Consider the following 21,618-nt stretch of genomic DNA (forward strand, 5'->3'; position numbering starts at 1 on the left):
TATTGTAAATCCAGACGATGAGAGGTTCTACTATGTTTAAAGCGCTATGGTCTATCTTCAAGAAGTCAGATACTGAGCCACCCCAGCCTGTGCGTAGAGCACCAACTGCCAAGGGGAAGCCGAAGGTGGCTGCCACAAGAATTGGTGAGCTGGGCGAGCATAAAATCAATATCCAACTGGACCAGCTACCTAAGGAATGTAAATCGCTAAGCGATCTGTTACTCCCTAATCCCAAATCTCGAACAGGCTACGCTCAGATTGATCATGTTGTTATTTCCCCGTATTGCTTATTCATCATTGAGACCAAAAACTACAATGGAGAAATAAAAGGTGGGCGAACGGATCAACAATGGTCAGTGAGCAACCGTTACAAGATGTATAATCCGCTCAAGCAGAACTATGGCCATATAAAGGCCGTTGAGAGCCTTCTAAAGGATATTCCTAAAGTGAAATCTGTATCGATTATTTCATTTACGATGAGATGCCGCTTTAGCATAGATCCAGAGCTCCGGCAAATTAAATCCGACGAGCTTGTCATTTACGATGTGGAGTTGAGTGAATTTATCTCCAGAAAATTGCTCCGATTAAAGTCGGAGAGCCCAGAGCAATTATTTTCTCAAGTGCAGGTTCAATCTATTTATGATCAACTGATTCAGGCTAACGTTACAGACTCAGAGATCCGCAAGCTCCATATAGAGAAAATTACATCGACTACTAAAAATCGTTAACCACCTTGGAGGACTCCATGCCATTACCAGAAGCAATCACACAGATTTTCAAGCGTAAGCAAAAATCCTATAAAATGGTCCTGATCTTATCCTTAATAGAAGAGTTAAGAGCCACTAGTCAAGATCGTGTCTCGTATGACCGAGTGAAGGAGCGATTCCTTAACTATTTCTTAGCTAAACAAGAAAGAGGACACCGGGTAGATCAGCCCCCAGGGCGAGAGCTATGGAAGGATGCTCCGAAAAGCCAGCTGAAGGATATCATTAACAGTCCTATTAATGCCCTCTCACATATTCTGTTTGTTAATTCAGAAGATAACACCATAGGCTTTCATAGCCAGATCCAAAGACAGCTAGGGGAAGAGGAGCTCTCACAGCTAGAGCAAATTGCTAACGAGGAACTCGACTCATACAACGCAGCCTTGCAGCGATTCTCCTTACAAAGCTATCTGGAGAGAATTATGGCTGAGTATGGTACTGCTAAAAATGAAACCTTTGCAGAGCACGCTTTAGGTACTTTGTTCCGTAGGACACTTCCATCTGAACTAAAAGCATTACCCTTCATAGATGAGCAATACAAGGTACAAGGCTCGGTTGGTCAAGGCAATTGGGCAACGGTTCCTTGGCTGGCTATCCTGGATAAACGAATAACAGAAACGACCCAGCATGGGGAATATGTTGTGTATCTGTTTGCTGAGGATATGAGCGCGGTGTATCTTACGTTTAACCAAGGGGTGACTGTGCCTATCCAACAGAAGGGGCGTAAAGAAGGCTATGCTTTTTTACGAAACCGGACGCAAGAGATTCGGGAGCTTCTTACTCTTTCTAATATGAATAAAGATGAGAATATTCGTCTGGTGAATAGTGGTCTAGGACAAGACTATCAGGTATCTACTGTTGCTTATATTAAGTATGAGCGAGGAAGTGTCCCGAACGATGAGCAGCTTATTCAAGACCTTGGGAATGTGATAGAAGATTACCGCTTATATGTGGAAACAGTGTCTTCTACGGATGAAGAAGCCAACGACGAGGAAGTGGAATTATTACCACAGGCAGCCGAACCTCTGAAGGACGAGCAAGTAACAAGCATTCTCCACCAAATCCAAGCCCACATCCGCCGCCAAGGCTTCTTTTTCCCTGAGCATCTAATTGAAAACTTCTACCTCTCGCTAAAAGCCAAACCGTTTGTCATTCTGGCAGGCATCTCAGGCACGGGGAAAACGCGGCTGGTGAAGCTGTTTGCGGAGGCAATGGGGGCGACGCGGGATAATGGGCAGTTTAGCTTGATTCCGGTGCGGCCGGATTGGAGTGATCCTGCGGATCTGCTGGGGTATAAGGATCTGTCGGGCAGGTTCCAGCCGGGTCCCATTACGAAGGTATTAGTGGATGCGCGGCAGCCGGAGAATCGGCATAAGCCTTATTTTATCTGCTTGGATGAGATGAATTTGGCCCGGGTAGAGCATTATTTCAGTGATATGCTTAGTGTGCTGGAGACGCAGGAGTGGCGGGAGGGGGCGATTCAGACGCAGGACCTTATCTCTCCTACCTTGCTGGATACGCCTGAGGACCAACAAACCTATGGTGGCCTTGGCATCGCGGAGAATGTGTTCCTGATCGGGACGGTGAATATGGACGAGACGACACATCCTTTTAGCAAAAAAGTGCTCGACCGCGCCAACACCCTGGAGTTCAATTACATCAATCTGCAGCAGTATCCAGATCAGAGTGAGCAGGTAGAGGCTAATGAGGGTCCTGATGCTGCGGAGCTGAATCATCTTTTTCTACGCTCCGATTATTTGCAGCTTGTAGATGCTTATGATGTCAATAAAGAGCTCGTTGTCCGGACGACTGAGCGATTGGTTAAGATCAACGCCTTGCTTGAGGATATTCATGCTAATGTGGGCTTCCGGGTGCGGGATGCGATTTGCTTCTATATGATTTATAACGATCGGTACAAGCTGATGAGTGAGGAAGAAGCTTTTGACTGGCAGCTGCTGCAAAAGATACTGCCACGCATCCAAGGGAGCCATTCCTCGGTTCGCCGAGTCCTGTTGAACTTGATTAAAGGTGCTATTGGTAATGGAGCTGGCGTGACGGTAGATATTGATGACCTCATGGAGGACGCTGCTCCTCTCTATTTGAAATGGGCTACTGGCAAAACTCCGCCTGTGGCCAAACATCCACAAAGTGCCCGTAAATTGGCATTTATGCTCAGGAGGCTGGAGGAAGATGGATTTACCTCATTCTGGATCTCTTAATGGGACGGTGGAGTTGCTCCGTGTAGAAACGGAGCTTTTTACGCTTTTTCTCCAAGGACGGCCTTATCATCCTACGGTAGAGACCTTGCAGCTTCATCGTTCTTCTAGTCAGGAGTGGGTGAATACACAGCTTGGGCTTGATTGCTCCGAACGGCTAGGTAATGTGCAAATTAAAGTCTTTTCACCTGAGATCAGTGGGATGGTGGACTGGCAGCCGGGGGAGTCTGTTTTTCCATGCTTTTATGAGACACAATCGTATGAACTGGTTATCCAGAATAAGAGCGCGGATAGCCTTTCCTTTTATCATGAGAATGTGCTGCTGCGGCAGGCGGTTAAGCCTCTAGGTGAATCGATTCTTGCGGGTGTTCTGAATTTTGGGAATGAGGTTGGGTTGACGGAGTGGGAGGTCCGAAGTAAGGGACAGACTGTACTGCGAGTAGAGATGGAGATTTTTCCCTCGAAGATGGATTACAAGCTGGATTACCAGAATATCCTGAATGAAGTGAACGCGCAGATTTATAATTTGGCCTTCGATTTCCTGCGCCGAACCTACCAACTCACAGGCCTGCGGGAGACGCAGCATCAGAGCCTGACGGAGTTCTTCACCATATTACAGCATGTCTTTAGACAGCTCTTGGATGCGGTCGAGCGGATTAACAAGAATCCTAATTATGCGCTGCTCCAGGATCGCCGGCTAGTGGATGCCAACCGGGTCAAAAAGGCAGGAAGAGAGAATATCCGTGAGCTCGCGAAGCATCCCGAACGTTTAAGAGAAGATACGGACCATGGATTCTTAACAATCGGCAGCCGAAATTACACAGCCACACATTTAATAGAGACGCGTAAACGGCTCGCCTATGATACGAATGAGAACCGGTTTATCCGCTGGATGCTAGAACGTATTCATGGGAAGCTGAAAGAACTCAAGGGTCGCTGGAAGCAGAATAGCCGAACCCCAGATCCATTACTGATTAAAAGGTTAGACGCCATGCTCACCCAGCTAGAGCGAGTGCTCAAGATGGATTTCTTGCGTGAGGCTGGAGTGCTGAAGCAGATGTCTGTTACGCTTGTGCTGCAGATGGCCCCCGGATACCGCGAGGTCTATCGCTGTTATCTGATGCTGCTTAAGGGCCTGTCTATCCAAGGCGACCTGTTCCGCTTATCGATGAAGGATGTTGCTCAGCTCTATGAGTATTGGTGCTTCCTCAAGCTGAATCAGCTCCTGGGGCAGAAGTATAAGCTGGTGAAGCAGGATATTATTAAGGTGAACCGGAACGGTATCTTTGTTACGCTGGATCGCTCGCAGAGCGCTAAGATGGTCTACGAGAATCCAGTCAATGGGGAGCAGTTCATCCTGTACTATAATACGATTCCCGGCTCGGATAAGACCCCGACGCTCAGTCAAAGGCCGGATAATGTACTGACACTGAAGAAGAAGGATGCTGGCAGAGTCAAAGAGTATAAGTATGTTTTTGATGCGAAATACCGCTTAAACCCGGCCTATGAGGGCACTTCCTATCATCAGAAATATGGACAGCCTGGGCCTGAAGAGGATGATATCAACACGATGCATCGCTATCGTGACGCGATTGTGTACCAGGAAAAGGGATCGGGAGAATATGAGCGAAGTATGTTTGGCGCGTACGTGTTGTTCCCCTATCCGGATGAGGAGCGGTACAAGGCACACCATTTTTATAAAAGCATCGATCTATTGAATATCGGCGCCTTGCCGTTCCTGCCAAATTCCACAAGCCTGGTGGAGCAATTCTTGGATGAGATTATCCAGGATAGTCCGGAAAAAGCTTTTGAGCGCTCCACACGTCCACGAGGCACGAAAGAATACTATGCCAATCAGCTTGCGGGTAAAAATGTGCTTGTCGGTTCTGTTCGCGGACCCGGGCAGGTGGAAGTGGCGCTTAAGCATTCTTTTTACCATGTGCCGTTAAAGAACCTCTCAGATGTAAAGATCCTCACTCAGCTCGAATACGTAGCAATGTGCCAGTCCAGGAATAAGTTTACGGATCCCGCAGAAACAGGCATTCACTGGGTAGGGAAGGTAGCGGATTGGAAGATAGTGCGGCGTAAGGAGATTAAGGAAGTCCCTTGTCGCCCAGGTACGGAAGAAGATCTGTATGTGCGATTTACGGTTGAGGAATGGAAGCGGCTGGCTGCTCCAATCGCACTTGGAGGGCAAGGGATCTATACGGTGCTCTATACCAGTAAATACATCCTTGACCGGGCCTTGGAGATTGCTGAGCTCCGTCTGGAAACGGAGGAAGCGCTGCGGGAATGGCGTGAGAAGCGCCGTAAGGGCAGAGTGCAGGTGAAGCTGGATCATGAGCAGTATGTGGATCTGGGGAAGGTTGTGGAGGTTCGGAATATTTAGAATGGAATATATAGAATGAAGAAGGTGAGAGCATAGTTGTGTTATGAGTTGTAAAACATTGTCATCATGGTATAATGAACTCAGAAACAGCGTACAATGGCAAAGAGAGCCGTGCTGGTAACACGACTCTCTGCGCAATAGCCGCTTTTAAGGGCGGAGGCTTAAAAGGTTATCCATTGAAATAGGACCGCATCCTTTGACCGGGGCGGCCTATTTCTTTTTGTGGAAAGATAGAATCAACACAACCAGAGTCGCAAACGAAATCATTAGCGTCAATGCTTGGTATACCTCCACTGGCGTCACCTCCCTTCCGGGAGATTAGCCGGCCGCCCATATAAGCCTTTCTATCGCTTCTGCGATTATACCATGAATGGAAAATATTGAATACTTGGCGATTCGTGATAATTCGCCTCAATTAGACGTTTCGGCTGAGTCGGCTGTGCGTCTTTTTTCTGTTTTTATTCTATCTGCATACCATTGCCATAAGCGTCTAACAAGCAGGTGATTGCAGAGAATCTATAGAACTAAATCTCTAGAATATTTGGAGATAATGTACCATAGAGACGGATGATTGCGAACATTACCATGATTACTTATTGAATGTTTAAAGGAAGTGAACCAATGGATCAAAAAGCTAAAAAAATCCTAATGAACACCTTCTGGACTTCTGCCGGCTGGAAGGGCACTCCGGCACCCTTTGCCGGGGAGGATTTTGACTATGCCAAAAGCAAAGGGCTGATGTTCGATCCTGTGACCATTACTCATGACGAGATCATCCGTCGGTTGCATGAACTGCATCAAACGATCACCAAGGAGCGGGTAGCTGCTGCGTTCCTGCACAGTCTGTCGACGAAAAAAGTCCATTTGCGGAGTGCCCTTTCAAGCTGGGCCCTGACTTCCGGTTTACCTGTGCATACCTATGAGCAGCGTAGTTCAGTCCGGGCAAATTACAGCAACTGCGGGGATTGTGATTTTCACGGACTGATGTCAGATAGGGACTATATAAATGAGGATCTAAATGTGCTAAATTTCGAACGGGTCAAATGGGGCGGGATTCGCCTGAACTGGCTTTTATATTGCTGGCTGGATCTCGAATTATTCAGTAAGGAGGAACATTTCGAGAGTACCGCCGAGGATGTAGCCTTACTCTCAGGAATGCTAGAAGCGATTCGGGATTGTGCGGACCATGAAAGTGCACGGATGCTGGAGAAGCGGTGGAAGGACGTGGTTCCCTCCAGTAAGAATGAACGGGATGTGATGATGGAGATATGGGGCTATGCCGGACTACTGGTACCGCGTGATACACCCCGTAAGGGCAGAGGCGGGAGTTCTGATTACAACTCTATGGCGGAGTGGCAGGGGGATGACGGCTTTTCTCAGGAAGCGCTGGAGTTTTATTTTGGTGCATTTTTGTAAATTATCTAAGCCTGTGACCTTCACTATACCTTTTACCTATAACCAGATATCACTTTTAAGTGTTATCTAGATAACATTCCTCCATGCTAGAATCTAAGCAATAGCAAGATATGCGATAGATTGAGGAGGAATTATTATGTGCAATAGATTTCAAATCGTAGGCAGCCTGCTGCGTCCGGCGGATTTATTAGAATATAAACATCAGATTGAGCATCGGGATGATATCCAGTATCCTTTTTACCAGGACTTTCAGGGGTATGAGCAGTGTGAAGCGGATGCGATCCAGGCTGTAGTCGATAAAGAAATTAACAATGGCTTGTCCGTTCTTACAGATGGGGAATATTCCAAATCGATGTGGCATCTGGACTTTGTCTGGGGCTTCCAGGGGATTGAGCGCTATATTGCGGATCATGGGTATTTCTTCAGAGATACAGATGGAACATCGAAATACGAGACCAGAAAAGATATTGGTCTGCGTATTACAGGTGAATTGGGCGGAACGAACCATCATTTTATTGATGCCTATAAAAAGCTTCAAGCTCTTGCAGGCGACCGGGAAACCAAGCTGTGCGTGCCTTCTCCATCCCACATTTTTGGGGAGCTATCCTGGTCGGATAACATTGGCGGCACAGAGGCTGTTTATAAGGACAGATATGAGCTTAAAGACGGTCTGGTTAAGGCTTATAAGGATTTCGTCGGGGAATTCGCTGCTGCCGGAGGACAAATCCTGCAATCCGACGATTGCTTATGGGAGCTGTTTGCCGATGATAACCCGAACTCTCCATATACCGGCGAGAACATCAATCAAGAGGAAGTCCAGGCGCTGGCTGCAGAATTCATTGATATTAACAACACCATCATTGATTACGGGCATAGCTTAGGCCTCAAAATGTGGACGCATAACTGCCGCGGTAACTATGATTCCCGTAATATGGGCGGCGGCTCCTATGCGAAGATTGCGAATCTGTTCCTGAAGCAGCTGAAATACGACCGCTTTTTCCTGGAATGGGATGATGACCGTGCAGGCTCCCTTGAGGCGCTTGCAGTGTTCAAGGATAAGCCGGAGACGGAAATTGTACTTGGCTTGTTGTCTTCCAAAACGAGTACGCTAGACGATGAGGCCCGTGTAGTTCAAATGCTGGACGAAGCTTCAAAAATTATTGATAAGGACCGGTTATTGCTATCTCATCAATGCGGGTTTGCGTCCTGCGATGGCGGCAATGAATTAACGGAAGCTGAACAGTGGGCGAAGATTAACCAAGGACAACAGATTGCTCTGCAATATTGGGGTTAATAATCGATTGAAAGATAGGAGAAGAGCCTGAGGGGGACGAAGAAATCTCGTACCCTCAGGCTCTTCTCTCTTATTATTGTCATAACCATATGATTAGTGATTATTTATTGAGAACATCTGCGTATTCGGAGATACGTTCGAATCGTCCCTTGGCAAACGGGCATAAGGGGATAATCTTAATACCGTTTTCCCGCGCGTATTCCACCATAGCTTTGAGAAGCTTATCGCCAAGCCCTTGTCCCCGGTAAGCATTTTCGACTAAGGTGTGATCAATAATGTAAAGCTCCGGACTTGAGATTACATACGTCATTACCGCAGCAGCAGTACCGTTATCTCGAATAAGAAATCTTTTATTAGCAGGTTGATGATCTACAATATGCATGTTCATCCCTCTTTCTGTGTTGAATATTCATCGTCCAGACGTCTATACGTCAGTGCTCCGCTTGGACATGTGTCAATCTGCCGGGCAATTGCCTCCGCAGTGTTAGCATCGGGATTAATCCAAGGCCGTTTGCTTAAATCAAAAACACCAGGGAGGCCCTTTACGCAATAACCGGAATGAGTGCATACCTCCGAATTAAACATTACCTCGATATCTTTACCGTAGTATAACTTCTGCTTAGTCATTATTTTTCACATCTTTCACTTTTGAGTTTGTTTAAAGACCAAGATCCATTCTTCGAAAGCAGTCAGAAATCTTTCCAAATGGCGAAGCGTTGATTCGTCGTCTAATTCTCCGGTGGTTTCATTCATTTTTTCGTGAACGCTGCCGATGAGAACCTTCGGACCCGGCATCGTATAGGCATTCATGGCAAGCAATGTCTGCCTTACCTGGGCTTGTGACTGAGCTGTCCCCCCACCGCCCGGAGTAGCACCTGCTATCGCAAAAGGTTTTTCTATCAGCACTGAGCTTTTACCCGGACGCGAAGCCCAGTCTAAGGCGTTTTTCAAAACGCCCGGGATTCCCATGTTGTATTCAGGGGTGACAATCAGTACACCGTCCGCTTGACGAATGCTTTCTTTAAATTCGGCAACGGACTGGGGGTCGCCTTGGCTTTCGATGTCCGAATTAAAAAGTGGAATCATCGATAAGTCAACGTGTTGAATCTCCCAATGCTTTGGCGCAAGCTTTTCCATAGCCTTTAACACTCTTCTATTGAAAGAACCTTCACGAAGACTTCCACATATGGCAGTGATGGTGAGTTTGTTTTCGCTCATTCTAACGCTTCCCTTCTCTTGGTATCATCTACGCATTAGAATCTAGTTGGTATGTTCTTATAATATCGTTAAAGAGCCTGCTAGTAAATGTGAACAAACAATGTACAACTAGAATGTTTTGTTTTGATTGGTCATTTAAGTTTGGTTTAAGTATTCTGCGTTAAGATTTATCTAAATCAAGCAATACCTTTTTCTAAACAATAATTTCAACTGATAATACAAGGAGTGTTTATTAATGAAAACCAACAAGATCAAAAGCATAAGTGTCGTTACTTTGGCCGCATTACTAGCCGTATCCATCGCAGGATGCTCTAAGGCAGAGGTCAGCAGCGAGGTTGCGGTTGCAGCTACGCAAACAGCAAGTCATGCAGTATCGTCAAGCGCACCGTCAGCAGACACAGCAACATCGTCAACGTCAGAAACGTCAACGGCACAAACTTCCGTTCAAGACACAGCAGAATTGTTCAGTGACCGGGATTTAGAACAGACGGCAGATCTTACTGCGGCAAAACAAATGAAATTGGTAAGCAATCAGGATGTGACACTGAGTGAGGAAGGCGTATATGTCCTAAGCGGTGATGTAGAAAATGTAACGGTAACGGTTGATGCGCCCGATGATGCAAAGGTTCAGATCGTCCTTGATGGTGTCAGTATCACGAATGATGATTCACCTGCCATTTATGTGAAGGCAGCGGATAAAGTATTCGTTACATCCACGGACAGTGAGAACCACATGGAGGTATCCGGAACTTATGTAGCGGATGGGGAGACCAATCTGGATGCGGTCATTTTCTCAAAAGCAGATATAACCCTGAATGGAACCGGCACCTTAGATATTGTATCAAGTCAAGGCAATGGTATCTCTTCCAAGGATGATCTCAAAATCACTGGAGGCGTGTATACCATTCAGTCAGCAGCGGATGCAATAGAGGCCAATGATGCCATTCTGATCAATGATGGAACAGTTACAATCGATACGGATAAGGATGCCCTGCATAGCGAAAATGCTGATGATGCGACTCTTGGGAATATCTACATTGAAGGCGGCACATTAAATATCAACGCTGCCGACGATGCCGTCACGGCCAACAACCTTGTGCAAATTGATGGCGGCACCATTGCCATTGAGACTGCTGTAGAAGGTATCGAGGCAAATAATATCATCGTGAATGACGGCCAGATCACCTTGTATGCGAGTGATGACGGCATCAACGCCACACCGAAAGTTACTGAGGATACATCGATTGTTGTCAATGGCGGTACGATTAAAGTAACTATGGGCAGCGGGGATACGGACGCTTTTGATGCCAACGGTGATATCTCGATTAATGGAGGAACCATTAACGTAGAAGCCACTTCCGCCTTTGATGCGGATGGTACAGCTCAATTGAACGGCGGGACTGTCACAGTCAATGGCGAACAAATCACTGAAATCACGGTATCACGCGGCGGTGGCGGCGGAGGCCGGGGCGGAATGGGCGGCGGTGGAGGAATGGGCCATTAATTTTGAAGTCACGGCCCAAAGCTCTGATCATAACCGGCTGTATCCCGTATATGCATAGTCAATCATAAGATGAACGCCCGAGAGATCCCTGAATGAACAGGGTCTTTCGGGCGTTTTTGTTGATCTTAGTTCTTATGCACTTTTTCTCGTGAGAATCTCGATTTTTTTGCCTTCTTTACGTTTCTTTGCATATTCGGCTGTTGCTGTGAAGAGTAAGTCGGAAGATGAATTAAGGGCCGTTTCACAAGAGTCCTGCAATACACCAATAATAAAACCTACGCCAACGACCTGAATCGCTATATCATTCGGAATGCCGAAGATACTGCATGCCAGAGGAATTAATAAGAGCGACCCGCCGGCAACACCGGAGGCACCTGCAGCAGCTACAGCCGATAAGATACTTAGGATCAGCGCCGTACCAAAATCCACCTCAATGCCAACGGTATGGACAGCAGCGAGGGTCAAGACAGCAATCGTAACCGCTGCACCCGCCATATTAATTGTAGCCCCTAATGGAATGGATACCGAATACGTATCTTTATCCAGCTTCATTTCTTCACATAAGCTCATGTTGACAGGAATGTTAGCAGCAGAGCTGCGGGTGAAGAAGGCGGTAATCCCGCTTTCCTTCAGGCAATGAAGAACAAGCGGATAAGGATTTCTGCGAATATTCAGATAGACGATTAATGGATTCACCACAAGCGCCATAAGTAGCATACATCCAATAAGAACAAGAAGCAGTTTGCCGTAATCCTGCAGGGATGAAAGCCCGTTGGCTGTAATGGAATCAAACACAAGGCCCATGATGCCCAGAGGTGCCAGGCTGATCACCCATTTGACGATTTGTGAGACAGCATCCGAGAAATTCGTAAGCAAGTTTTTGGTACTATCGTTTGCATTTTTCAAAGCCATTCCAAGAACGATAGCCCAAGTCAGGATTCCGATATAATTAGCATTCATAAGGGCGCTTACCGGGTTGTCGACAACGTTGAATAGCAACGTCTTAAGCACTTCGACAATCCCATCAGGTGGAGTCAGGTCATTCGCTCCCGTTACCAGCGACAAGGTCACCGGAAATACAAAACTGGCAATAACCGCAAGCAATCCCGCTAAAAATGTACTAATACCATACAGAGCAAGAATGGACTTCATATTCGTTTGGCGGCCTTTTTTGTGCTGGGAGATAGCTGTCATTACTAAGAGCAGGACCAATACGGGGGCAACGGCCTTTAAGGCGGATACAAACAAGGAGCCGAAAATGGCAATCCCTGTTGCATTAGGTATCGCTAAAGCCAGGACAATACCAGCTATGATCCCTATAAAAATTCGTTGTACTAGGCTTACTTGGTTCCACTTGAGCAATAATGCGTTCATGTATTCCCTCCGGTATCAATATGGAAATATAACTAAGCCCAGTCGCTTTACTATGTTGATGCATAGCTGCTTTACTATGTTAAGGCGATTATATTTAGCATAGTTTATCATGAAACTTACCGGTTGTGTGAGAGTGGGAATAACTGTGAATTACTCACTAGTATTCACCAGTCTGATGCTCATTTGATATTAATAGGAAGTCGTTTTTTTACCGAAATATAGATGTAGCCATAATACTAAAGGTTTCTCTCTGGCAAGCATGATCTGCAGGGGATAAATGGAGGGGCCAATTTTGTCATTAACATCTATTTTTTCTTTAGTTTTTTTTATTGCGTTTGCTATTTATTTTATTTTGGGAATATACACGCTATCCATCAACACTAGAAACAGTTTAAATAGGGTCTTTTCAGCAGTATTTCTATCTGTTTCTGTATGGGCATTTTGTTTTTCTATTGCTAATTCAGCGCCGGACTATGAAACTGCTATCTTTTGGCGAAGATTGACATCAGTCGGTTGGGGAACCTTATACAGCTTACTGCTGCATTCTTGTCTCATTCTGACGGAGCGAAATAAAATTCTAAAAACCAAATGGATTTATGTGCTACTGTACCTGCCAGTGGTGGTGAACGTTTTTGTGTTTGGTTATAGTGATACCGCCAGGGGACATTACAAGCTGGTGAATACTGCAATGGGTTGGGCTAATGTTTCAGTGAACGACTGGGCGAATGTATATTTCAACCTGTATTACGTTAGTTTTATCCTTGGGGTATTGTTGCTGCTCTGGGCTTGGGGGAGAAAGACGGAAGACCCTTTAAAGAAAAAACTGGCTTATCTGTTGATATCTTCATGTACCATAGCTACGATATTGGCAACCCTGACAGATGTGATTATAAATACATATACATCCTATAAAGTCATCCAAGTGGCACCTATTATTCTACTTTTGCCTACAACAGCGATTTTCTATGCCATTAAACGGTATGGGCTCATGGGGATGAAAAAAAGTGACCAGGCTGAACCGGGGAAGATATTGAGTGAAGTCAACATGGACAGATTTATAAAAATCATGTCTTTCGTGTATATCATTGGAGGGATGCTGAATTTCGCGGCACAGTATTTTTTTAACCAGAAAGTCCCTCATTTCCACGCTGTTTTATTGTTCAGTTTTTTCTTTTTTGCTATAGGGGCACTGCTAACCATTATTAAATTTCTGCCCATTAAAGCAGATTATAAAGAATACATGTTCATTCTTATTATGTTAGCGTCCATCCTTCTGATCGCGGTTAACTTTATAGATTCGGCAAGTATTACCGTATGGGCGGCGCCTTTTATTATTGTGATGCTCTCCGTTCTTTTCAATAAGCGGCTGATGATCTTGTGGATAGGCGTTTCAATTCTGATTACGCAAATCTATATTTGGGTGAAAATACCGAAAACAATGGTCCAGGTGGATGGGTCGGATCATCTTGCTCGGATTGGTATCTTAGGCATCACCCTCTGGCTGGCCTATTTTGTCAACCGGGTATACCTTCAGCGTCTTGAGGAAAATGAAGCACAAATCAGGTTTCAGAAGATGGTTTCTCAAATGTCCGGTGATTTTGTTAAGGTTACCGAATCCAACCTGGATGAAAAAATCAATGAACTGTTAGAGCTGAGCGGAAGGCACTTTCAGGTAGACCGGACTTTTTTCGTTCATTTAACTGAACATCAAAAGATGTATGAATGGTGCAATGAAGGCGTTGAATCCGCGATGGACATGATTCCTAAGCTGACCGGCGATGCATTTCCATGGTGGATGAACGAGATGCTAAACAGTGATCTGGTAAATGTAATAGACGTGGACATGCTGCCGCCAGAAGCCGGAGCGGAAATTGAGACGTTCAAGTCTCATCAGATGAAGTCGCTGATCTCCATTACGGTAAGAAATAAAGGCAACATTATGGGGATTCTGTTCTTTGCATCCGTCAAGGCGGTGAAATCCTTAGGGGCTAATCATCAGGAACTGCTGAGAATCCTGGCCAACTTATTGACAGATGCGCTTGTAAAAGTGGAGGCTGAAAAAGAGATCAGCTACATGGCGTATTATGACGCTTTGACAGGATTTCCTAACCACGCCTTGTTTAAAAAACAGCTGGAACAAGCGATCCATCTAGCCAGGGGAACCGGCAATCTCATTGGTGTGCTTTTCATTGATCTGGATTCTTTCAAATCCGTTAATGACACCATAGGCCACCTGGGTGGAGATGAGATGCTGCAACAAGTGGCAGCCAGACTATCCGGTTGTTTGCGGGAACATGATATGGTGTCACGTTTTGGCGGGGATGAATTTTTGATCAAGCTCACAGGAATAGACCGGGTAGAGGATATTAGGAAGATTGCCGGAGAAATGATGAGGTCGATCATTCAACCCGTCATTGTCAAAGGCCAGGAATTTTTCATTACCGCCAGTGCAGGGATTGCAGTATATCCAACAGACGGCGAAAGTACAGAGGAATTGATTAAGAATGCCGATCTGGCGATGTACGCCTCGAAGGAAAAGGGCAAGAACCAGTACACCTTATGCTCACCAGCCATGAAAGAAAAGGTGCTCCAAAAAACGCAGCTGACAAACAGCCTGTACAGGGCACTGGAAAGAAATGAATTCGTGCTGTACTATCAGCCGCAAGTGAGTGTTTCAACCCGGGAAATCGTGGGGCTTGAAGCCTTGATCCGTTGGAATAACCCGGAGTTAGGAATGATTTCACCGGCGACCTTTATCCCCCTGGCAGAGCAGACCGGGCTGATTATCCCGATTGGCCAGTGGGTTCTCGAGACAGCATGCCGGCAGATTAAGGAGTGGCAGGTGATGGGGCTACCGTCCATTCGCATGGCAGTGAACCTATCGGTTGTGCAGTTCCAGGAGCGGAATCTGCTTAGCATTGTTGGCGGCATATTAAATGAAACGGGCCTCGAAGCAAAATATCTTGAATTGGAAATCACTGAAAGTGCTGCAGCTGACGGGGAAGACGATATTGTCCATGTGCTTCATGAGTTGAAGGCACTGGGAGTGAACATTTCCATTGATGATTTCGGGTCCGGATACTCTTCCTTAAGCCGATTAAAGACATTGCCTGTAGACCGGATCAAAATTGACATGCAGTTTGTACGCGGTATTTCCACAGGGAACAAGGATGAAGCCATAGCAAAAACGATCATTCAGCTCGCCAAAAACCTGGAGCTTCAGGTAATTGCCGAAGGGGTGGAAACCGCATCGCAGGTTGAGTTCTTTAACACCTATAAATGCGATGAGATCCAAGGGTATTACTTCTATAAACCTATGCCTGCGTCGGAGGTAGAGGGGATTTTGGTAAGGAAATAATAAAGAGGGGCCCTAAGCCCCTCTATTTCTTTTGCCTAGTCATGGTTACTTCTTTTGTCTGTTTACCGGTAGCCCATTCCAATTCAGTACTCAGCAAAAATTGCTTTATATTTCTCTTCGAATATCGCCCAGCGCTTCTCGGCTCCGTATTTTAAATTCAGCTGCTCCAAGTAATACTGTGCGGTTTCCTTATCGCCTCATTATATTTCAAAGATTAAATTAAAGGAAAAATATTGAAAATCGTCGAATGACTATAGTTATAAAAAGGGGGATAATCATGCTAAATGTCAGAAAAAGACGAAGTCAGGCGGTTCCCAGCCAGCGTATGCGCTTGTTGCAGCGTGTCTTGCTCTTCGTCCTGCTCACCGGAATTATAAGTACAGGGTTATGGAATGGAAGCAGTCTTACTGTTGCAGCAGATGCAGCTAGTGGGGAAGCGGGGTATACTTCAGATCAGCTGGAAGGTCTGAACTTCCTCAACGAGGTGCGCACCCGCGCTGGTGTTCCGCCTGTTAAATTGAATGCAGCCATTACCAAAGCGGCTATAGCGCATGCTGAATTTTATAATGCCAATCAAGCAGACCTTCCGGGATTAAGCGCCCACTCCGAAATTGCGGGAAAGCCCGGATATACGGGGAAGTCGTCCTTGGAACGGATGAAGGCGGCTGGCTGGGTCTCAGGTTCACTGGGGTATGCTTCCGGAGAAGTGATGCATTTTGGTCAAAACAGCAGTGTAGCAGCGATTCAAAGCTGGCTCAATACGGCCTATCACCGTTCCATTATTCTAGATCCCAGCTATACTGAGATCGGAATTGGATTGGCTCAGGGGACGACAGTTCTGGATGCCGGAGGTCCCGGCAAAAGCCAGCAGGTGGGGATTACAGTGTACCCCTACGATCAGCAGACCGGTGTTCCTGTCGGGTTCTATGGAGGCGAAATTCCCGATCCGCTTAGCCAGTTTGCAGCCGAACACTCGGGTTATATTATATCTGCCAATACCGTTAAGAATATGACTTCGCATACAGCGGTAATAACCGATGAGAAGGGAACGGAGATTCCTTTTTATGAAGAAGTGAAGGGAGATGATCTGTATCTTTTTCCCAAAACTGTATTGAAGGGGTATTACGGGTACACTGTATCTCTGGAATATCAGGTAGAAGACTCTGCGGATACCCTCAAGAAAGTATGGTCGTTCACAACCGGAAAAGGGCATGTTCTAACGGAGCTGATCCCGGTCTATAAGGAAATCGTGATCAATGAAGGCGGTGGATTCCAGCTTCAGATTGAAGGCGGATATGATGATGGAACATCAGAGTTGCTGCCGGGCAGTGAGGTTAAATATACTGTTAACAAAAGTAACGGCCTCACGGTTTCCTCCACCGGGGCTATCGCGGGGGCCAAATCAGGAGATTATCTCCTTACTGCATCCTCCGGGGCCGTATCTTCACAAGTAAAAGTAAAGGTGTATCCCAAATTCAAAACAAAAGTCTACCCTGCGGCTGACCCGGCTAAGCTGACGGACATTACGGGGAACAAGGCGCTGCCGGCCATAGAATGGGCGCTTCGGGCAGGCGTCATGTCTGAAGCCGGAAAGGGACTTTTCAAACCTGAGGCCGCAGTAAGCGAGGCTGAATTCTGGACCATGCTGCTAAGGGCATATAATGTCAATATTGATGCTTATAAGCCTGCTAAAATAAAGCATTGGGCTGACGCGGCCTACCTGATCGCCAAGGACCGCAATTTCCCGCTTAATGGTTTATCCAATCTGAGTGCAAGGGATAGCCGGATCACCCGGTTAAAAATCGCAGAGATTATCGCTGCCGCAGACGGGCTGAATGTCAAAGGCAATGATGCTGTGAAGCTTGTGCTTGGTAAGGATTATGTACAATGTGAAACAGAGCTTTCACTGGCAGGCTATCAAGGGGAGAAATGGATTACCCGTGCTGAGGCTGCACAGATCCTCCAGTATTTGCGGCCCAAGCTGAGTGAACTTCGGGGGCGTCCGGTTAGTGCAACGCCAGCTTCAAGTTTGCCGGCGCTTCCTCCTAAGCAAGTGTATGCCGAGCCGGTTACGCTCGAAGACCGGACCTTCTTTGCGAAATTCAAGGAAGATCATACACTTACCGTTAAAGGGAAATTCACACAATTTGCCGGCCAGACGCTCAAAGTGCGTGTGCAGACACAGAAACAGCCCCGAAAAATGCTGGAAGGTGCAACTGTAACCTTAGACAGTGAAGGGAATTTCCAGGCAGATTGCGGGCCCTATGAACAAGAGGGTTTGAATCTGTATTTTACAACACCCCAAGGGAGTTTCTATCTGAATATACAATATAACACGATGAATATTATGAAATACCCCGGCTCCTACAACAGCTGAGTAGTTAGACGATGAACTTCTGCACTCTCTTAAACCTGGAGAAATGCTCCCCAGTGAATACCCGTAGCGATCTGCTATGGGTATTTTTTACGCTGCAAGATACTTAGATAAATTCGTCCCCATCCTTTATACTGGATAGAGTCATAACTTATTGAAGGAGCCCCGAATCCATTATGAATAAAAAAGAAGTAGCGCACATACGCAAGCAGTTTAAGCTGGATCATGATTTGCTGAGCCTATACGATATCCTTAACGTCTATATTATGAAGGACAGCAGCGAGGTTTATCATTGGGAGCGCCTGCCGTTTGGTATGGTGGACAGAGAGAAGCAGGAGCTCTATATGGGCAACTTCAAAAAACTGCTGACTGGCGAGCTTGACCATAAGCTGTTCGAGCTGAAGTTTCAGGAGGAAGCTGAGGAGCCGACAAAGGTCATGCTTCACCAAGGCCTGGTGACAGGTGATCCGGAGGAATGGCAGGACCTGATGCTGATGCTGGTGGATAAGATGTTGGCCGATACCAAATATGAAAAGGACACAGTGATTACCTTCGTCCGCGGGCAGTATCACCGGCCGACTAAGGCCAGAAATGATGAAGCGGAAGAGAGTGAGAAGAACGAGACGTTTGCGCATCAGTTTATCCTGTGCAGCGTGAATTCTACGGAACAGCAGCGTAAAAACCTCATGTTCGATTATGTGGAGCGGGAGTTCAAGTATAATGTTATCGTCGATCCCATTGTTAAGCTCAGCTCGCCGGAGCAGGGGTTCTTTTATCCGAGTGTGACGGACAACTATTCGGATGTGAACCGCATTCTATATTGCACGGGAAAATCTAATTTTCCGGACCCGCACTTCATTGAGCAGGTCTTGAATGCAGAGACATCAGTAACAGCGCTGGAAGAGAGAGCCTATTTCGAGGACATCGTGAAGGAATTGGCCGGTGAACAGCTCGATACGACGACTATTGCCCAGGTGTATGAGCAGATCCAGCAGGTTATCGAAGATGCCGCAGGGGAGGAAGAGCCGCCTACGCTGGATTTCAAGGATGTGGAACGCGTCCTGAAGGTGAGCGGCGTAGAGAATGTGACGGCTGAAAAGGTGGAGCAGGCCTTCGAAACGGTCATCGACGACCGGAACTACGAAATGAAGGCAAGCAGCGTGATTCCGAAATTTACGACCAAGTCGATTAAGATCGAGACCAAGGTGGCAACCATTTCCGTCAGCCCGCAGGATCTGCGGTATTTGAAGCAGGTGAATTATCAGGGGAAACGCTGCATTATGATCGAGGTTGACGAGGATGTTGTGATCGAGGGCTTTACGCTTAGTACGGAAATTTTGTAATTACTCGACTCAGAAACAGTGTACAATGCAAAGAGAGCCGTGCGCTAACACGACTTTCTCCGTTTACAACAGCCGCTTTTAATAGCGGAGGCTTGATATAGGATTTAGGCAGAAATAGACCGTCTCCTTTGACCAGGGGCGGTCTATTTCTTTTTGTGCCTCACACCCATCCCGTAAACTCCAAAATCGATGCCTTCGCCGATTGCGCTTCAGATTGCGCGCCTTTACGCCATTCCTTGGGCGATGTGCCCATAAGCCGGGAGAAGCTGCGGTTGAAGCTGGAGATGGAATGAAAACCTGCCTGCTCGGAGATCGAAAGAATGGAAGCATCCGTGCTTTTAAGCTGCTTACAGGCCTCCTCAATCCGGGTGCTGCTCAGGAAATCGAGAGGCGCCGTGCCCATGATTTCATGGAATTTTCTGCGGAAATGGGTGGTGCTTAAGTGGCATAGCTCGGCCAGGTAATCGATGGTGATGGGGGCCATGTAGTTTTTGGTGATATACTCCAGCGCCGGAGAGATGACAAAATCCCCTTTTAGATGATGCTCGGTATCTTGTTCAGTCAGCGTTTCGTTCGTGGAATGGATTCTAAGGAGCTCTATATAGAGAGACAGCAATAAGCCGTAGGCACTTTCCTGATAGTATGGATTCTGCTGCTTCAACTCCTCTACGACCGAGGTAGCGAGAGAATGGACCTTTGGGTATTGCTCCTTGTTCAAAATACAGTTCTTTCCCTGTATCCGCCACAGGTTCGGCTCGAAGCTGTTGTAAGCGCTTTTAAGAGAGGGTTGAAACAGCTCCTCCGGCGAGAAAAAAAGATAGGACCACAGACTGGCGGTACCGGGCGAGCTGTACGTGGTATGGGGAAGATATCTGGGAAGAACGGTGACATCTCCGGCTTTAAAAGGGACGGCTTCTCCTTTGATCTCCATAATGCCGCCATCTGAATAGCAAATGCCAATCTCCAAATGGTTATGGAAATGCAGATGCTCGCTTTTGATATCCGAAATCCTCCAGCGCTCCCCGCTTAACAGCAGGACAGGGAAATTGATCGGCAGGCTGTAGTGGCGGTACTCGATGACGGGTTTCTTTTTACTGGGCATGTTCGGCTGCTCCTCTTCCCATGACGAGAATTTGAGTTGATTATAGGTGAACAATAGGTAAAATTTCAACTATATAAATTGGATTGGATAAATAGTCGAAATTGCGCAGTTTTGCTGCGAATGTGCCTAGATGTATACCATTATACTGCTTACAATAGAAACTATAAAGCGTTTACAATAAGACGGACGGCTCTCAATCGCCTTTGGGGGCGTGTGCGGACGAGAGGGGAATAAGAATGCTTCAATTGGATTATGACAGAGAACAGATTTTACAGGTCATTGACAAGGTTACCCGCAAAACATTAGCTATGGACTTAACGTGGGACTGGCCTTGCGGCGTTGCTTATTATGGAGTTTCCAGAGCCTATAAGACTACAGGGAATAAAGATTACCTGAATATGCTTATCCAGTGGGCGGATGAATATATCGAGCTGGGCCTGCCGGACTGGACAGTCAATACCTGTGCTATGGGCCATGTGCTGATTACGCTGTACGAAGAGACCGGCAACCAGAAATATTGGGATATTGTGATGAGCAAGGTGGATTATCTCCAGAATCATGCGCTGAGGTTCGGAGACAATGTGCTGCAGCATACCGTATCTGTCGCGAATGATTTTCCGGAGCAGGCTTGGGCGGATACGCTGTTTATGGCGGCATTTTTCCTGCTGCGTGTCGGAAGCAAGCTGAATGATCAGGCGATGATCCAGGATGCCCTCAATCAGTATTACTGGCATATCAAATACCTGCAGGACCCTAGCACCGGCTTCTGGTTCCACGGCTACAACAATGTGAAGCAGGATCACATGTCCGGATTGTACTGGGGCAGAGCCAATGCCTGGGGCGCTTATACCATGTCGCAGGTCAAACCACTGCTGAAGGACTGGTATCTGTATCCGCAGTGTATGGATGTGGAGTGTTCCCTGCGTGATCAGCTGGCGGCGCTGAAGCTGGTGCAGACAGAGAACGGCCTTTGGCGGACGGTGCTGGATGACGAGGAATCTTATGAAGAGGTATCTGCCTCCTGCGGGATTGCCGCGGCCATGATCAATAACGGCAATCCGCTGCATACGAAATATGTGCAGAAAGCGCTGGGTGGCATCCTGGAGAATATCAGCGAAGATGGACGGGTACTGGGTGTATCGGGCGGAACTGCTGTGATGAAGGACCGCGAAGGCTACCGCAACATTCCGAAAGACTGGATTCAGGGCTGGGGACAAGGCTTAGCGCTTGCTTTTCTGTCCGATATGATTAAATAGGAGGGGAACA

At 46.7% G+C, this 21,618-nt stretch carries 16 protein-coding genes; 10 read left to right on the forward strand and 6 right to left on the reverse strand.

The features are described 5' to 3' along the window. The first annotated feature begins 32 nt into the window (after nucleotides 1-32). From QU597_RS03385 to QU597_RS03395, 3 genes are read left to right on the forward strand one after another with little or no spacing between them, the layout of a single operon-like run. Nucleotides 33-728 (forward strand): nuclease-related domain-containing protein, encoded by a 696-nt coding sequence (locus QU597_RS03385; RefSeq protein ID WP_310831370.1) that lies wholly within the window; start codon nucleotides 33-35, stop codon nucleotides 726-728. A 17-nt stretch (nucleotides 729-745) separates the two neighbouring features. Then, entirely contained in the window at nucleotides 746-2,983 is a 2,238-nt protein-coding gene (locus QU597_RS03390; RefSeq protein WP_310831371.1) for an MrcB family domain-containing protein, read from the forward strand. Then, entirely contained in the window at nucleotides 2,955-5,369 is a 2,415-nt protein-coding gene (locus tag QU597_RS03395; protein ID WP_310831372.1) for a DUF2357 domain-containing protein, read from the forward strand. The genes QU597_RS03390 and QU597_RS03395 overlap by 29 nt, the downstream gene beginning before the upstream one ends. Nucleotides 5,370-5,579: 210 nt before the next feature. Here the strand turns inward: QU597_RS03395 and QU597_RS28740 are convergent, their stop codons facing one another. Next, nucleotides 5,580-5,672 carry a putative holin-like toxin gene (locus tag QU597_RS28740; RefSeq protein WP_369698837.1) on the reverse strand — a complete coding sequence of 31 codons (93 nt, stop codon included), beginning with the start codon at nucleotides 5,670-5,672 and terminating at the stop codon, nucleotides 5,580-5,582. A 318-nt stretch (nucleotides 5,673-5,990) separates the two neighbouring features. Here QU597_RS28740 and QU597_RS03400 point away from each other — a divergent pair, with 318 nt between their 5' ends. Then, the gene (locus tag QU597_RS03400) at nucleotides 5,991-6,785 is read left to right on the forward strand and encodes a hypothetical protein (RefSeq protein ID WP_310831373.1); all 795 of its coding nucleotides are present in this window, start codon (nucleotides 5,991-5,993) and stop codon (nucleotides 6,783-6,785) included. Between the two features lie 136 nt (nucleotides 6,786-6,921). Next, complete coding sequence (locus QU597_RS03405) at nucleotides 6,922-8,079, forward strand: cobalamin-independent methionine synthase II family protein (protein ID WP_310831374.1); 1,158 nt, start codon at nucleotides 6,922-6,924, stop codon at nucleotides 8,077-8,079. Nucleotides 8,080-8,179: 100 nt separating this feature from the next. Here the strand turns inward: QU597_RS03405 and QU597_RS03410 are convergent, their stop codons facing one another. From QU597_RS03410 to QU597_RS03420, 3 genes are read right to left on the reverse strand one after another with little or no spacing between them, the layout of a single operon-like run. Then, entirely contained in the window at nucleotides 8,180-8,461 is a 282-nt protein-coding gene (locus QU597_RS03410) for a GNAT family N-acetyltransferase (RefSeq protein WP_310831375.1), read from the reverse strand. A gap of 2 nt (nucleotides 8,462-8,463) precedes the next feature. Next, a complete protein-coding gene (locus QU597_RS03415; protein WP_310831376.1) occupies nucleotides 8,464-8,706 on the reverse strand; it encodes a (4Fe-4S)-binding protein in 243 nt (80 codons plus the stop codon). A 15-nt stretch (nucleotides 8,707-8,721) separates the two neighbouring features. After that, nucleotides 8,722-9,297 (reverse strand): NADPH-dependent FMN reductase, encoded by a 576-nt coding sequence (locus tag QU597_RS03420; RefSeq protein WP_310831377.1) that lies wholly within the window; start codon nucleotides 9,295-9,297, stop codon nucleotides 8,722-8,724. A gap of 235 nt (nucleotides 9,298-9,532) precedes the next feature. Between QU597_RS03420 and QU597_RS03425 the strand changes: the two genes are divergently transcribed. Further along, complete coding sequence (locus QU597_RS03425; RefSeq protein WP_310831378.1) at nucleotides 9,533-10,801, forward strand: carbohydrate-binding domain-containing protein; 1,269 nt, start codon at nucleotides 9,533-9,535, stop codon at nucleotides 10,799-10,801. A 132-nt stretch (nucleotides 10,802-10,933) separates the two neighbouring features. Here the strand turns inward: QU597_RS03425 and sstT are convergent, their stop codons facing one another. Beyond that, nucleotides 10,934-12,175: a serine/threonine transporter SstT gene (gene sstT, locus QU597_RS03430; RefSeq protein ID WP_310831379.1), complete on the reverse strand. Its 1,242-nt coding sequence runs from the start codon at nucleotides 12,173-12,175 to the stop codon at nucleotides 10,934-10,936. Between the two features lie 292 nt (nucleotides 12,176-12,467). Between sstT and QU597_RS03435 the strand changes: the two genes are divergently transcribed. The 3 genes from QU597_RS03435 (at nucleotide 12,468) to QU597_RS03445 (ending at nucleotide 19,250) form a co-directional block, all read left to right on the forward strand. Further along, nucleotides 12,468-15,533, forward strand: coding sequence for an EAL domain-containing protein (locus QU597_RS03435; RefSeq protein WP_310831381.1), 3,066 nt, complete (start codon nucleotides 12,468-12,470; stop codon nucleotides 15,531-15,533). Between the two features lie 277 nt (nucleotides 15,534-15,810). Then, nucleotides 15,811-17,910, forward strand: a complete 2,100-nt coding sequence (locus tag QU597_RS03440; RefSeq protein ID WP_310831382.1) for a CAP and S-layer homology domain-containing protein — start codon at nucleotides 15,811-15,813, stop codon at nucleotides 17,908-17,910. 173 nt (nucleotides 17,911-18,083) lie between these two features. Beyond that, entirely contained in the window at nucleotides 18,084-19,250 is a 1,167-nt protein-coding gene (locus QU597_RS03445) for a DUF4317 domain-containing protein (protein WP_310831383.1), read from the forward strand. A 160-nt stretch (nucleotides 19,251-19,410) separates the two neighbouring features. Here the strand turns inward: QU597_RS03445 and QU597_RS03450 are convergent, their stop codons facing one another. Next, nucleotides 19,411-20,352, reverse strand: coding sequence for a helix-turn-helix domain-containing protein (locus QU597_RS03450; protein WP_310831384.1), 942 nt, complete (start codon nucleotides 20,350-20,352; stop codon nucleotides 19,411-19,413). A gap of 236 nt (nucleotides 20,353-20,588) precedes the next feature. Between QU597_RS03450 and QU597_RS03455 the strand changes: the two genes are divergently transcribed. Next, the gene (locus QU597_RS03455; RefSeq protein WP_310831385.1) at nucleotides 20,589-21,608 is read left to right on the forward strand and encodes a glycoside hydrolase family 88/105 protein; all 1,020 of its coding nucleotides are present in this window, start codon (nucleotides 20,589-20,591) and stop codon (nucleotides 21,606-21,608) included. Nucleotides 21,609-21,618 lie beyond the last annotated feature (10 nt).

Origin of the sequence: Paenibacillus pedocola, assembly GCF_031599675.1 — a bacterium.
GTDB lineage: Bacteria > Bacillota > Bacilli > Paenibacillales > Paenibacillaceae > Paenibacillus_AQ > Paenibacillus_AQ pedocola.